General features: G+C 62.4%; 10 protein-coding genes. 7 read left to right on the forward strand and 3 right to left on the reverse strand.

The window, feature by feature from the left end:
* Window positions 1–80 precede the first annotated feature (80 nt).
* The 5 genes from HAHE_RS14820 (at window position 81) to HAHE_RS14840 (ending at window position 6700) form a co-directional block, all read left to right on the forward strand.
* Window positions 81–1163 (forward strand): prenyltransferase/squalene oxidase repeat-containing protein, encoded by a 1083-nt coding sequence (locus tag HAHE_RS14820; RefSeq protein WP_338685497.1) that lies wholly within the window; start codon window positions 81–83, stop codon window positions 1161–1163.
* A 105-nt stretch (window positions 1164–1268) separates the two neighbouring features.
* Window positions 1269–1811, forward strand: coding sequence for a sigma-70 family RNA polymerase sigma factor (locus HAHE_RS14825; RefSeq protein WP_338685498.1), 543 nt, complete (start codon window positions 1269–1271; stop codon window positions 1809–1811).
* Window positions 1812–1850: 39 nt separating this feature from the next.
* Window positions 1851–3347, forward strand: coding sequence for a hypothetical protein (locus HAHE_RS14830; protein WP_338685499.1), 1497 nt, complete (start codon window positions 1851–1853; stop codon window positions 3345–3347).
* A gap of 95 nt (window positions 3348–3442) precedes the next feature.
* Complete coding sequence (locus HAHE_RS14835) at window positions 3443–4276, forward strand: LamG domain-containing protein (RefSeq protein ID WP_338685500.1); 834 nt, start codon at window positions 3443–3445, stop codon at window positions 4274–4276.
* A 42-nt stretch (window positions 4277–4318) separates the two neighbouring features.
* Window positions 4319–6700: a LamG-like jellyroll fold domain-containing protein gene (locus HAHE_RS14840; RefSeq protein ID WP_338685502.1), complete on the forward strand. Its 2382-nt coding sequence runs from the start codon at window positions 4319–4321 to the stop codon at window positions 6698–6700.
* A 22-nt stretch (window positions 6701–6722) separates the two neighbouring features.
* Here the strand turns inward: HAHE_RS14840 and HAHE_RS14845 are convergent, their stop codons facing one another.
* The 3 genes from HAHE_RS14845 to HAHE_RS14855 all read right to left on the reverse strand — a co-directional run bounded on the left by HAHE_RS14845 (window position 6723) and on the right by HAHE_RS14855 (window position 9842).
* A complete protein-coding gene (locus HAHE_RS14845; protein ID WP_338685503.1) occupies window positions 6723–6938 on the reverse strand; it encodes a hypothetical protein in 216 nt (71 codons plus the stop codon).
* 76 nt (window positions 6939–7014) lie between these two features.
* Window positions 7015–7647 (reverse strand): response regulator transcription factor, encoded by a 633-nt coding sequence (locus HAHE_RS14850; RefSeq protein ID WP_338685504.1) that lies wholly within the window; start codon window positions 7645–7647, stop codon window positions 7015–7017.
* A 14-nt stretch (window positions 7648–7661) separates the two neighbouring features.
* The gene (locus HAHE_RS14855) at window positions 7662–9842 is read right to left on the reverse strand and encodes a sensor histidine kinase (protein ID WP_338685506.1); all 2181 of its coding nucleotides are present in this window, start codon (window positions 9840–9842) and stop codon (window positions 7662–7664) included.
* Window positions 9843–10039: 197 nt separating this feature from the next.
* Here HAHE_RS14855 and HAHE_RS14860 point away from each other — a divergent pair, with 197 nt between their 5' ends.
* Both HAHE_RS14860 and HAHE_RS14865 read left to right on the forward strand, forming a co-directional pair.
* Window positions 10040–12055, forward strand: a complete 2016-nt coding sequence (locus HAHE_RS14860) for a sulfatase-like hydrolase/transferase (protein ID WP_338685507.1) — start codon at window positions 10040–10042, stop codon at window positions 12053–12055.
* Window positions 12056–12082: 27 nt separating this feature from the next.
* A complete protein-coding gene (locus HAHE_RS14865; protein ID WP_338685509.1) occupies window positions 12083–13621 on the forward strand; it encodes a hypothetical protein in 1539 nt (512 codons plus the stop codon).
* The last annotated feature ends 15 nt before the right edge of the window (window positions 13622–13636 follow it).

The raw sequence follows: 13636 nt of genomic DNA on the forward strand, positions 1-13636 counted from the left end.
AATCCACCGCCATCCACCCGCTCATACCTAGGGGGCAACGACATTCCTGTCGTTGGACCTTTTCAAATCCCATGACAGGAATGTCATGGCCCCGTAAACCCCTCCTTCAACTTCTGGGAATCGCGGCAACCGTCTGCGTTTGCCTCGCCCCATCCGCATTGCTCGCGCAGGACGAGCCCGCCCCCGAGCCGGCACCCGCCTCATCCGAGGACGCTCCCGAACTCACCGAAGTCGCCGACCTCGCAATCGAGAAGGGCCTGCAGTATCTCCTCGCCACCCAGAACCCCAACGGTTCGTGGACTTCGGGCGACGGCAACTTCGAGATCGCCGGCACTTCGCTCGGCCTCATGGCCTTCATGGTGAAGGGCGAGTTCCCCGGCTTCGGTCGTAACGGCGCGGCACTCGATCGAGCCAAGGACTTCCTGCTCAAGAAGGCCGAGGAGTCCCCCACCGGATACATGGGCGGCATGTATGAGCACGGGCTCTTCACGCTCGCGATGTCCGAACTGTGGGGCATGACCAATAACATCGAGGACAACAAGAAGATCCAGACCGCGCTCGAGCGTGCCGTGCAGGTGATCCTGCGCGCCCAGAGTCCGCTCGGTGGATGGCGCTATCACGCACGTCCCGATTGTGGTCAGGACACGTCGGTCACCGCGATGGTCTTCGTCTCGCTCGCCTCCGCGCGTCAGGCCGGCATCCTCGTGCCGACCGAGACGATTGATCGAGTCGTCAGCTACCTGCGCGACCAGGTTTGGAATGAGAAGAGCGGAGGATTCGGCTATCAGGGCAACGGCGGCGGCACGCTTGCCTGCACCGGTGGCGGCGCTTACGCCGCGCAGCTCTGCGGCATGCGCGACACCGAGTGGGTGCAGGCCGCCATCCGCTATCTCGAAAACAGCCCGAAGATCTTCAATCGCAAGGAGATCGGCCACTACTACTACGCCCACTACTACGCCATGCAGGCGATGGTGCAGGCCGGCGACGAGCACTACACCAAGTGGTACCCGCAGATCCGCGACTCGTTGATTTCGCTTCAGAAACCCGACGGTTCATGGAACGAGGGCACCGAAGAGAAGCCGGAGGCCTATCCCCACAAGACGCCGATGGCCATCATCATCCTCGGCACCCCGCACCGCTACATCCCGGTGTATCAGCAGTGAACGAACCCGCGTAGCGAGGGCTTCCCTGAAGAGTCCGAGGCGCCCGGGATGGAGCGAGATCGCTTGACATGCCTTGGTGAGGCAAGCATCCCCGGAAGTCCGATTATGGGTGCAGAGGAATACTCGCAGGGTTCCGAATCCGGCCCGGTCGCCGGTTTCAGCGATCTGCTGACGGGCGAGCAGGACTTCCTCCGTGCGCTCATCCGCACCATCGGTGTGCCTGCATCCGATGTGGCCGACGTCTTGCAGGACGCCAACCTGTATCTGGTCAGCCATCAGGGAAAGTACATCCCCGGGACGAACTTCCGGGCGTGGGCCGCTCAGGTCGTCCGGTTCCGCAGCCTGAACTACTTCCGCAGCCGGAAACGTCGTCCGATGGTCAACCTTTCCGAGCAGGCTCTCGACCTGATCGCCGGGGAGGTGGTGTTGCGTTTCGATGAAACCCACTCCCGTCTTCAGAAGCTCGGACAATGTCTTGCCCAATTGACGGAGGAACAGCGCCAGCTGCTGGCGGCAGTGTATGGCAAGGGCATCTCGCTCAAGGATCTCGCCCATGCAAGGAGGAGTAGCCATGCGGCCGTAAGAAAGACCGTTTCCCGCATCCGGCAGGCGCTCAAGGCCTGCATCGAATCCCGCCCGGAGGACTGAAGGAAACCGTCACACATTGCCGAATCCCGCTCTTTGTCCATGAAGCTGCCGATGGAACCCCAGCCCGACCGAGATTTTGTCGATCTCGTCCAGCGCGTCTTGAATCACGAGGCGAGCCTGGATGATATCGCGCATCTCAATGCCCGGCTGCCGCGGGATCCGGTGGCGCTCCGCTACTTTGCCGAGATGCGGATGCTCCATGGTGCGCTGGAGGATCAGTTTGGCTCGGTGGCACGGGATCTTGCCTCCATCGAAGGCCGGCTTGTGGAGTTTCCGGGGACTTCCGCCACCCCCGCGGTGGTGGAGGCAGCACCCCGACCGGCCCGCAGGATGCCGTGGCGCAAGCTGGGTGTCGCGGCTGCCGCGATGATCGCGATTTCGGTCGGCTATGTTGTCATCGAGCGCATCCTCCACCCGCCGGCATTCGAGGTGGTGGCCCGTCACGGAGCTGGGCTCGGGGCGGCACCTGAAATCGGCGCGTGGATTGATTGTGGAGATACGCTCCGTCTCCGGGACGGTGCCTTGGAGATCCGCTCGCCGGATGGCAACACGCTCACCTTCCAAGGTCCCGGTGAGCTGAGGATAGACACCGCTCAGCGACTCGATTTGATCTCCGGACGCCTTTGGGCAGAGCTTGAGGGCGAACCGGTCTTGATCCAAGTACCCCGTGGAAAGGTTACGGATCTCGGCACCACCTTCGGCATCGATCAATCGGCTCCCTCCGTCACGCGGATCGATGTCTTCGATGGTGAGGTAAGGTTCATGAAAGCGGACGATGCCACCCGTGCTGTGGACGCTGCGGAAGGCGAATGTCTGATTTCATCAGGGACCGAGTGGACACCGGAGAAAGGGAAAGCCGACGCCTCGCGCTACACGCCCGGAATCCGGCAGCCGCTCGGATTCGCCTTTGTGTCCGACCTCGCGGAGTCCGAACGCATTGAGTCGGCGCTGGCATTCGAAGTTGCATGGACTGCGACGAGTTCGGCCTACGGCAGCACCCGGTTGCACTCGTCACCGATCCGGGTGGCTTGGGTGGGATCCAGCATTTACAGCGCCGGCCCGGCGAAGTCTGACGAAGCCGCGGTCATGCACACCCACCTCTGCGGTGCCGCCTGGACGGAAGGCGGGGGAGATCTCGGTCAGGAAGCCCGCTCACTCGGACTCCCCGATCAGGGAGGAGGGATCGTCATTCAGTTCAGGAACCTGTCCGAGTGGCTCGACGAACTCGGTGCCAGCGGTTACCGGGTCAGGCTGCTCCGAAACACCAAGGACCCCGGAATCCGGTTCCTCCCGGTCTCCGCTTACACCGGGAATCCATCAGGCGGCCGGCCCGACTCGATTCTGGAGAGCCGGAGCGAGGACGTTAGGCCGGCAGACTTTCCGGACTCGAATGACGGCGAAGGAAGCCGGATGATTCAGGAATTCCCGAGTCCGTTTACCGCCGACCGTCTGACCCTTTCGGTTTCGGGCCACGAGCAGGGGGATTTGGAACGGAGGGGTGGTGTCTCCGGAGTGATCCTCACGCCGGTTTTCTGACCGTCCGGCAAAGATTTCGGATTTTCAGTCACACTTCGGGTGCCAGCGCTCTTGGGTCCTGTTCCTCAAGCAGGATCAAGACGTCAAGAACCCCGATGAAGTTCCTCCAGACTCTCTCCATCGCCCTCTCCCTCGCCGTTTCCGCAGAGGCGGCGCTCGTCGCTTACTACGAATTCGACGAAACCAGCGGCACCTCCATCGGAGATTCCTCAGGAAACGGATTTGATGGATCGGTCATTGGCAGCGGCGATCTCAATGTGTCCGGCTATGTCGGATCGGGGTATCAGCCCGGATCGGGCGGTTCCGACTACGGCAGTGTCAGTGGTGGCGTAAGCGATTTCGGAATTGGCGGCAATGACGCCCGTACGATCGCCTTCTGGTTCAATACCTCGGGGTTCGGTGGGGCGACGGATCAGTACCGGTTGATCGGCACCGGTAGCACCGGCGCCGGCACAGCCTTCAATATCGTGGCGGAATCCTCGACCGGAGCCAACCGCATCGGGCTTCGATACGGTAACGGCAATGTCTACTTCGATGCGGACAACAGCGGGACCGCTTTCGCGACCGGCACCTGGTATCATGTGGCGGTCGTCTACGACGGGAGCACGCTCGATCTCGAGTCCGTCGGCACCGCCTCGGATGGGACAGGACTGGTTTTCTACGTCAATGGCGTCGAGGTGGATACGGCTGCGGGTAATCTGAACAACGGCACCCAAGCCCTGAGTACCGCCCTTACCGATTTCGCTTTTGGTGCGAACGAAGACGGCACCCAGGGGTTTTACCCGGGGTTACTCGACGAGGTCCGCGTCTATGACGAGGCGCTCGGTGCGGGTGCGATTGCCACGCTGGCAGCGGTTCCCGAACCGACATTCGCGACGCTGGCGGGGGCGTTGGGTCTCCTGCTGCTCTTGCGTCGCAGACGTTCCTGAAACGGACAGGCCCCGTCCGACCCAACCCGTCAACGAAATCTCATGAGCGTCACGATGACGATGATCTCTCTCACCCGCGTGTCTGGCTTGTGCTTCGCTGTTCTGGCCTCGCAATCGCTGGCCGGCCTCGTTGCTCATTACGAATTCGAGGAAACCACCGGGACGGTTCTGGCGGATTCCTCCGGCAACGGGCATGACGGCACCGTGGTCGGAAGCGGCGATCTCAACGTGTCGGGCTTCGTCGGCTCGGGATATCAGCCGGGGGTTGGAGCCTCAAACTTCGGCAGTGTCGCTGCCGGTGTCAGCACCTTCGGGATCGGTGGTAACAGCGCGCGGACGATCGCATTCTGGTTCAATACCCCGGGTTTTGGCGGCTCGACCGATCAGTTCCGGCTCATTGGAACCGGCAGCACCGGCGCCGGTACCGCGTTCAATATCGTGGCGGAATCCGGAACAGGCGCCAATCGTGTCGGTATCCGTTATGGCAACGGCAACGTGTATTTCGATGCGGATAACAGCGGCTCCGCCTTCGCGACCGGCACTTGGTATCACGTGGCGGTTGTCTACGACGGCAGTGCGCTTGATCTCGAGTCCATCGGCACCGCATCCGACGGGACGGGGCTGGTCGTTTACGTCGACGGGGTGGAAGTGGATTCGGCGGCTGGCAACCTGAACAACGGCACCCAAGCGCTGAACACGGCGCTGACAGCCTTCGCCTTCGGTGCGAACGAAGACGGAAGCCAAGGGCTCTATCCCGGGTCGCTCGATGAGGTGCGGGTGTATGACGAGGCGCTCGACGCAGCGCAGGTGGCGGTGCTGGCAGGGCAGGATCCGGGATCGATTCCGCAGATCGCTTCGTTCGGGGCGGACGTCACCAATGTTCCCGCCGGTTCGTCGGTCACCTTGTCGTGGAGTGCTTCCAATTACGACTCTCTCACGATCGATCCGGGCGGTATCGATGCTGCCGCCCTGAGCACGGGTGGTGCGGGGAACACGATCGTGACGGTGAACGAAACGACGACCTTCGTCCTGACCGCCGACAAGGCTGGCAATCTCGCCACCAGCAGTGTGGAGATCTCCGTCCAGCCGCCACCCGATCCGTTCCCGACGGGCGCCGGTTCGCTCTGGGCCGAGTGGTACCGGCCTGTCGACCAGCCGGTCTTTTCGACCACGCACGGCAACAACCACGATGCCGTGATCTTTTTCGAACCCGAACTCGAGTATCCCTACCACCTCATCGTCAGCCACGAGACCTCAGGTGCCTATCTCTGGCGGGCCACCAGTTTCTCTTGGGACAGCGCGGACTGGGAGTTGGTTGCGGATCCCTACGTCATTGCCGGTCATTACGAGTATGACGACGCCGTCAAGGTGGATGGCACCTACTACCTCTATGAGAGTGGGAAGGTTTACACCTACTCCGGAGACCTGGCCGCCTCGAGCGGCAACTGGACGCAGTCCGGCACCTTTCCCAGCGGTCAGTGCGACGACATCGGAGTGTTCTACGAGGACGGCGTTTTCCACATCTTCGGAGAGAACGGAAACTATCCTGACGGATTCGACGGCCTGAGATTGTCCCACTACACTTCCACCACGGGACTTGGAGGCTGGACGCTGGTCGATACCCATGCGGTCGACCCGAATCCGGACGGAGGCACGACTTACGGGGTCGGGGACGCCACCATCGTCAAGGTGGACGGTATCTACTACCTCTTCTGCGATCGCGAGTCCGTCGGTGTCCCTTACCGGGTGACAGCGTGGACAACGACGGACATCAACCAGCCGTTCGAGTATCTCGGTGTTGCCCTCGCGCCCAGATCGGGTGAGACCGACGACTGGGACAACCACCGGATCCAGGATGCGGACATTCTTTATGTCCCCGAACTCAAACGCTTCATCATGGTCTGCAACATGATGGATACCGACGGGATTCCGGGTGGCAGTTTTCCGGGTGTCGGAGGGACCCGCGTCGTCGGGACCTTTTACTCGAAAGTGACGGACGGAGGTTTCGACTCTTACATGGAAGGCTTTGCCGGACTGGTCGGTCCCGATGCGGCGATGGATTCCGATCCGGACAACGACGGTGCCACCAACGAGGAGGAGTACTGTGCCGGATCGCTCCCTGATGACCCGTCGAGTTTTCCGATCCGGAAACTCGTCACCATAGAAGACGGAGGCCTGCACTATCCCGGGGTCATCTTCGACCGGATCACGGTCGACCCGATGGCGGTGCGCGAAGGTGAGACAAGTGCCTCCGGTGGCCTGACCGCGGGTTCCTTCGTCTCCGGAGCGGGCACCGAGTCCTCCACGGGCCCGAGCACGGTCGGGGCTTTCTACGAAAAGGTCGTCTACCGCTCGCTGACACCCATGGAGTCCTCGGACCGACAATTCCTGCGGATCCGGAGCACTGTCACACCGGCGCCGTAGCGGAGTAATCGGTCGAAGGTCCTCACGCCTTGCTGTCTCGCCAGAGAACCATCAGGAACACCGCCGAGAGGAAAGCGACGCCCCACCATGCCATGGGGAATTCGTACAACGGCATCGGGTTCCAGGAGCTCCCGAATTCCGATTCGCTGTAGTTCGCTTTCCACTCGAAGCTCAGGATCGGGATTCCGACGAGAATCGGAGCGAAGATCGAGATGATGACTTTGCGTGCGGTGTTCATGCTGGGTTGTCGTGTGAGGATAGGGGAGAGGTGGCGGTTTTCGCCGGGGTGGAAAGGCGGTTGATGGTCCGATGGTTCATTCCTCGCGCAAGTAGCCACGATGGATCGCCACGGCGACGGCTTCGGTGCGGTCGGCGGCGTGGAGCTTGGTGAAGATGACTTTCAGGTGCGCCTTCACGCCGTCCTCGCTGATGCCCATTTGGTCACCGATCTCGCGGTTGGTAAGTCCCTTGGCAAGCCACCCGAGCACTTCTGACTGCCGGGCGGAAAGATCATCGGCTTTGCGGATCTCGTTCATGCGCGCCGTGATTTCTTCGGTGAAGTATTCCTCGCCACGGTGCACCGCCTGGATCGCGGCGATCAGTTCGTCGGCCGGGGTGTTTTTGACCAGATAGCCCGCCGCGCCGGCGCGGATCGCGCGGTTGATGTCCTGATCGGTGTCGAAGGCGCTCAGCAGGAGGATCCGTGCCTCCGGAGACTCGTCGCGGATCCGCTGGGTCGCCTCCACGCCGTCGATGCCGGGTAGCCGCAGATCCATCAGGACGACGTCCGGGTGGTGCTCGCGATAGGCCTCGACCACCTGCAGGCCGTCTTCGGCAAAGCCGCAGATCTCCATCGATGCCTCGAAGTCGAAGAGGGACGCGAGGCCGAGACGCACGACATGATGGTCGTCGGCGAGGAGGATGCGGATGGGTTTTTCGGCTGTCATGGGTAGGGTCTTTCTCAGAGCTCGGTTCCGTTCGAGCGGTGGTGGGGGATGGTTGCCCGGACGGTGGTTCCCTCGCCGGGTGTGCTGTTGACCTCGAATTGACCGTCGAGCCGGCGGGCGCGGCCGCGCATGCCTTGCAAGCCGAAGTGCGCCGGGTCCGCACCCGCGGCGGCGCCCGGTTTGAAACCGCAGCCATCGTCCGTGACCGTGAGGATCACTTCAGTCGCTCCGAACTCGACCGCCGCTTCGACGTTTTCCGCGGACGCGTGTTTCACCGCGTTGCTCATCGCTTCCTGGGCGATACGCAGCACGGCATGGGCGACGCTGTCCGGGAGATCTAGTACTTCGCCGGTGCGGCGGCAGGAAATCACCGGCTTGGTCCCGGGGCAGAGGTTTTCGGCGATGGCGCGCAATGAGCCGAGGAGGTCGCCGGTGTCGAGCAGCCCCGAACGGAGGTTCCAGAGAGTGCGCCGGACTTCGTCGCGGTGGGATGCGAGGATCTGTCCGGCCAACCCGAGGTGGCGCGACGACTCCGTCGGCCGCAGGTTGAGCGCGCGGCCGGCGGCTTCGAGTTGCAGCGAAACGCCGGTCAATCCCTGGGCAAGCGTGTCGTGCAGTTCCTCCGCCAGCCGCGTGCGCTCTTCGGCGCGCGCTTCGGCCATGCGCCGTCCGCCCATTTCCGCGGCCAGCTCAGCTCCTTTTTCCAAAACCCGGCGTCTGAGGGTGTGAACCCATGCCAGGGCAAGGAGCAGCAGGATACCGACAATTGCCACCACCATCCACTGCCGCTGCGGCGTCCACCACGAGGCGGACTTCACGACCGTGAGGTCGGCCGGTCCCCGTGGTAGGAGTCGCAGGCCGGACGGCAGGGTGAAGGTTTCGACCAACTCGGTGGAGGGGTACTCCAACTCGCAGATGCCCGCGACCCGGACCACGCTGCCTCGTCGGGGAATCTCCTGGATTTCCGGAGGCAGTCTCACCTGGGCGGCCACGCCGTCGCTGACGAGCGACATCCAGCGTCCGTCCGCATCCTCGCCCGACAACTCGAGCACACCTCCGAGTTCGACCAACCGGCCGTGCAGGTCCTTGAAGGGGGTTTGCTCGAAGGGCAGCCGCATCAGTTCGGGTAGTGGCGTTTCGAGCTGCAAAGGAACCGGCGCCGGGGCGCTGTCGACTTTGCGGAGGATGGCCTGATGGATCTCCGAGAAGTGCGCGCCGGGCACGACGAAGCCGGCGGCCTCGACCTGGTCGCCGGGGTGGAACACCGTGGTGTCGGACGTGACGATCCTCACGCCGCGCCCCTCGTTCTGGATGTAAAGGTGGGAGCCCGGTCGGCAGAAGGTTACCGTGCCCCGGACCTTCTTGCGGTGCGGCATCACCTCGTGCGGCGTGAACGGCTGCAGGTTGTCGAGCGGTGTGTCCGGGAGGGCGAACGGATCCCTTGGCGGATGTTCGAGCACGGTGATTTCCGAGGCGCCGTTCACGTGGAGGCGCGGACCGATGGATTCGCCCCGGTGGTTGAAGATGTGCAGGCACACCCCGCGGACCGCGACCACGGCATCGACCCACTGCGTGGGAGCGTCGTCCGATTCCTTCTCGAGGCGTGCGGTGAATCGGCCGTGAGGCGTGGCGATCTGAAGCAGCCAGAACCGTTTTTGATCGGGAAAGGGTTTAACGGCTTGGACCACGCCCTCAACACGGACCCACTGGCTCGACAGCCGTCCGCTGGACATCTCGATCAGGTCCACCGTGGGGGCTTCGGGCAGGTCGCCGCTGCCGAGCCACTCGATTTTTGAAGGAACGATGAGCGGAGCGACAAAGCTTTCCTTCCCGTGGCCGGTCACCCGAAGCCGATCGCCGGGAACGATTTCACGGTCCGGCAACACACTCTCCGCTCCGTCCGGATTGCGTGTTGCATCGGCGAACAGCGCCACGCCGTCCTGCCAGAGCATGATGCGCCGGCCATCGGTCGACAAGGTGGTCAAGGCGATGCCCTCGACATCGATTGGAGGCCGCTCGGCGAGCTCCTCGGCGCCCATTTCCCGCAACTCGGCGATCGATCGGTCCGGTTTGCCGAACGCCGCGGTAACCGACGCGAGGTGTGGTGAAAGGGCAAGAAGGGAGATCAGGATAGACGATGGTGCGAGCCGGCGGCGGAAGCCGCCCGGGCCGGAAACTGACACCATAAGTTTCATCTTTTGACACTACGCTCCCGATCTCCCCCGGACGTCAACCCCTCGTTGGTTTCGGCCGCTGAAGATCGACTACCTGATCGGGTAGTTGACCGTAATCGTGCGGTTGATCACGGTGTAAAGGTTGCGATCCATCCACTGGAACGGGTGACCAGAAACTACCCGTCCGGTCTAACCGATCGTTTTTCGAACCCATCATTATGCACTCGATCAATCTCGGTTTGTTAGCCGTGGCGTTGGCCGGTTCTGTCGGCTTCACATTCGCAAAGGAGTCGCGACCGAACATCCTTTTCATCTTCACCGACGACCAGAGTTTCAGGACCGTCAGCTGTTATCCGGGTGCGTACAACTACGCCAACACCCCGAACATCGACCGGATCGCCGAGACGGGGATCCGTTTCGATCAGGCCTACGTCGGAGCGAAGTGTGTTCCCTCGCGCGCCGGGATGCTGACCGGCCGTTTCCAGTATGCATGTGCCGAGGGGCCGGAGTACAAGTGGTGGACCACCGCGCTGCGGAAGGAGGGCTACTACACCGGCATGATCGGCAAGTGGCACTGGGGGAAGGGCGCGGAAGCCCACCAGCACGGGACCGCTTGGGATTGGTCGGTCGTCTGGGACCACGGACAGTACGCCGCTGCCGGGGGATACTACTACGACCAGAAGGTAATGATCGACGGTGGCGAACCGCAGGACCTCGAAGGCTACAGCACCGATCGATACACCGAATATACCGTGCAGTTCATCAAGGATCGCGCGAAGAAGCCGGAACAGCCGTGGTATCACTGGCTCGCCTACGGAGCGGTGCACGGACCCTACACTCCGGCCGAACGCCACAAGGGGACCTTGGAGGACAAGCCGAAGACCGAGGTTCCTGAGGACATCTACGGCCCCCGGACCGACAAGCCCGTGCACATGCAGGGCGGAAGTTGGAAAGCTGATGAGGACGGTGACCCGATCTACAAGGGGAAGACCCTCGACTTCTGGGCCAAGCAGCAGACGGAGGCCGTCGCGGCTATCGACGAAGGCGTCGGAAAGATCCTCAAGGCTCTCGAGGAGACCGGTCAGCTGGAAAACACGATCATCGTCTTCACTTCGGACCAAGGCTACGTGTGGGGTCACCACGGATTGAAGGGGAAGATTTGGCCCTACTCGGCGGCGATCCGCTCGCCGCTGCTGGTTTCCTACCCGAAAGCTTACCCGTCGGGAGTGACCTGCAAGATCCCCGTCAACGGTATGGATCTCATCCGCACCTTCCATGCCGTGGCGGGTGCCGAACCGGACCAGGTCCTGCATGGGCGCGACATGTCTCCGGTTCTCAAGGCGCCCGGATCGGCCGAGGTCGCGGCGGAGTGGAACAAGACGCCGACCATGATGACTTACACCCGCAACACCTACACGGCCGAGGCGATGGCCGAAAAGCTCAAGGCGGAGTCGTGGGGCAGCTTCTATCTGGGTGGAAGGGCGAAGGGGGGCAATGTCGTGAACGACAAGGCCCAGCCGTGTTACTTCCTGACGCTGGACGGAGAATACAAATACATCCGCTACATTTTCCCGGGCCGGATTGAGGAACTGTACGATCTTGAGGCCGACCCGGACGAGTTGAACAACCTGTCGCTGAAGCCGGAATACCAAGCGAAGGTTTCGGAGATGCGGGGCGAGTTGGTCGCTTATCTCCGGAAGACCGGCGGAGCGGAGTTCGTCGATCTTCTGCCGGAGCCCAAAACTCCGGAGGAATATGAATCTGGACCGAAGACCGTTGCGGAGGATGGCCCGCCAGCCGGGGTGGAGCTTCCGGGCGACACGCCCGTGTTCTATACGGAAGGGAAAGGCAGGGTGCATCTCGACGGCTGCCGAAGGCTGACCAACGACCCCGACGAGCGTGCCAAGCTCACCAAGATGACTCTGGAAGAAGCGGCGGCCAAGGAGCTGACCCCGTGTTCGCGATGCTGGACTGATGCTCCGGTGGTGCAGAAGCATGCGGGCAAGGCAGAGGCCCCCAAGGAAGAAGCGGTCAAACCATCGGGCGACACGAAGGTCTTCCGCATCGCGGACAAGAATCGTGTTCACGCGGACGGCTGCCCGCGCTTGCCGGGCGGTGCGGAAGAACGGGCGAAGATGGAGACCATGACCTTGGATGAGGCCGAGGCACAGGGGCTGCCGTTGTGCTCGCGATGTCCGGGCAGCACCACCCCCGGAAGAGAAAAGTCTGAATGACAACCCATGAGCTGACTGAAAACTACCATGAACCCCAAAACCCATCCCAACATCCCAACCCTCAGCGCGCTGGCATTCATGCTGGTCGTAACATCCTCGAGCGGAGCCGAATCATTCACCTTCGGCTCCAATAATGACGGCCTTGCCGGCTTCACGCAGAGCACTCCCGCCGACGCGGACGAAATCTGGACGGAACAGACCGACAGTGTGCAGTACCGGAACCAGTCCCCGGGAACGAGAAACTCCAGTTTCCTCCGGGCGTTCTCCGTCGATCGCGCGGCAGGGCGATCCTACCGGATCGAGGGCACCCTGACCCTCACCGACGGCTACACCGACGACAACAACCGGGTGGGCATCTATCTTTTCGGAGACTCTCAGGAAGTTCCCAACGAAGCGGAAGCCGGAGCATTCTCGCTGATTTTCAATACGGACGACTCGTCCTCGGCAGGCCCTCCGGGAAACAATGCCGATGACCGGATCTATCTCGCGAACGGCATCGACAACGGTGTCCTGGCGTCGCAAATCCGTACGCAGACGATCACGCCCTATGCCCAGGATCTGTTCGGCACCACCATTACGCTGAGCGTGGACTTCACCTTCACCAGCGATGGCAACATTGATGTCGAAGGGAGGCTGACCACCGCGGATGGCGAGGTTACCACGGTAAGCACGTCGGTGGTGGCCGCGGACTACCCCGGCAACTTCTTCGGCTTCGTGACACGCGCGCGTGCCCGGAACATTCTCGTCAACCCTCCGAGCCCGGAGGACCGCAGTCTTCCTTGGGTGATGGACTATGTGAGTTTCTCGTTCACCGGCTTGGGCCTTTCGATTGCTCCGAACGCCGGCACTCCGGGCAACTTCGACTTCGAGTGGGACAGCAAGGAGGGCAAGGTTTACGATCTCGTCAGCAGCACGGATCTGGTGGGGTCTCCGGACACGTGGCCCGTCTGGGACGGTCAATTGGAACTGTCCGCCACTCCTCCTCTCAACACGCTCTCCGACGTTCCCGGAGGAGGTGGTGCCCGGCGCTTCTTCGCGGTGGTGGAAAAGGATCCGCCGCCGATCTTCGCGGAATCGTTTGATGCAGCCGGTCCGGGGCTTCCGGCCGGATGGGTCGCCGTCAATGCGACCACCGTTTGGGACGTGGGGGATCCGTCGCTCCTTCCCGGGTTGGCCGGCGGAGACGGGACGAATTGCGTCGGGACGAACGTGGTGACAGGCTTGTATGCCAACGAGGTGGCGACGGTTACGCTCACATCACCGTCGATCGCCATTCCTGCCGGAGGCGCCACGCTGAACTTCCGCCAATACATCGACAGCGACGCCTTCAATGGGGACGTCGGGGCGATCCGCCTGCTTGATGGATCGGATATCGAGATCGTTGATGGAGATTTCCCGGTCACCGGAATCGATGGCGTGCAGGCGGGCTGGAGCGACGAGGCGTTCGCATTGCCTGCCTCGGCGAACGGCCAGAACGTCAAGATCGTCTTCGAGTTCACCACGGCTGCGGATGGAACGGCCTACTACGGGTTTTATGTGGACGACGTCGCGATCAGCGCCAACTGATGCTCTGAGGCGTTC

Origin of the sequence: Haloferula helveola, assembly GCF_037076345.1 — a bacterium.
Taxonomy (GTDB): Bacteria; Verrucomicrobiota; Verrucomicrobiia; order Verrucomicrobiales; family Akkermansiaceae; genus Haloferula; species Haloferula helveola.

Coding starts and splice junctions, on each gene's coding strand:
- HAHE_RS14820 (WP_338685497.1), top strand. CDS start 81: ATGTCATGGCCCCGTAAACCCCTCCTTCAACTTCTGGGAATCGCGGCA.
- HAHE_RS14825 (WP_338685498.1), top strand. CDS start 1,269: ATGGGTGCAGAGGAATACTCGCAGGGTTCCGAATCCGGCCCGGTCGCC.
- HAHE_RS14830 (WP_338685499.1), top strand. CDS start 1,851: ATGAAGCTGCCGATGGAACCCCAGCCCGACCGAGATTTTGTCGATCTC.
- HAHE_RS14835 (WP_338685500.1), top strand. CDS start 3,443: ATGAAGTTCCTCCAGACTCTCTCCATCGCCCTCTCCCTCGCCGTTTCC.
- HAHE_RS14840 (WP_338685502.1), top strand. CDS start 4,319: ATGAGCGTCACGATGACGATGATCTCTCTCACCCGCGTGTCTGGCTTG.
- HAHE_RS14845 (WP_338685503.1), bottom strand. CDS start 6,938: ATGAACACCGCACGCAAAGTCATCATCTCGATCTTCGCTCCGATTCTC.
- HAHE_RS14850 (WP_338685504.1), bottom strand. CDS start 7,647: ATGACAGCCGAAAAACCCATCCGCATCCTCCTCGCCGACGACCATCAT.
- HAHE_RS14855 (WP_338685506.1), bottom strand. CDS start 9,842: ATGAAACTTATGGTGTCAGTTTCCGGCCCGGGCGGCTTCCGCCGCCGG.
- HAHE_RS14860 (WP_338685507.1), top strand. CDS start 10,040: ATGCACTCGATCAATCTCGGTTTGTTAGCCGTGGCGTTGGCCGGTTCT.
- HAHE_RS14865 (WP_338685509.1), top strand. CDS start 12,083: ATGAACCCCAAAACCCATCCCAACATCCCAACCCTCAGCGCGCTGGCA.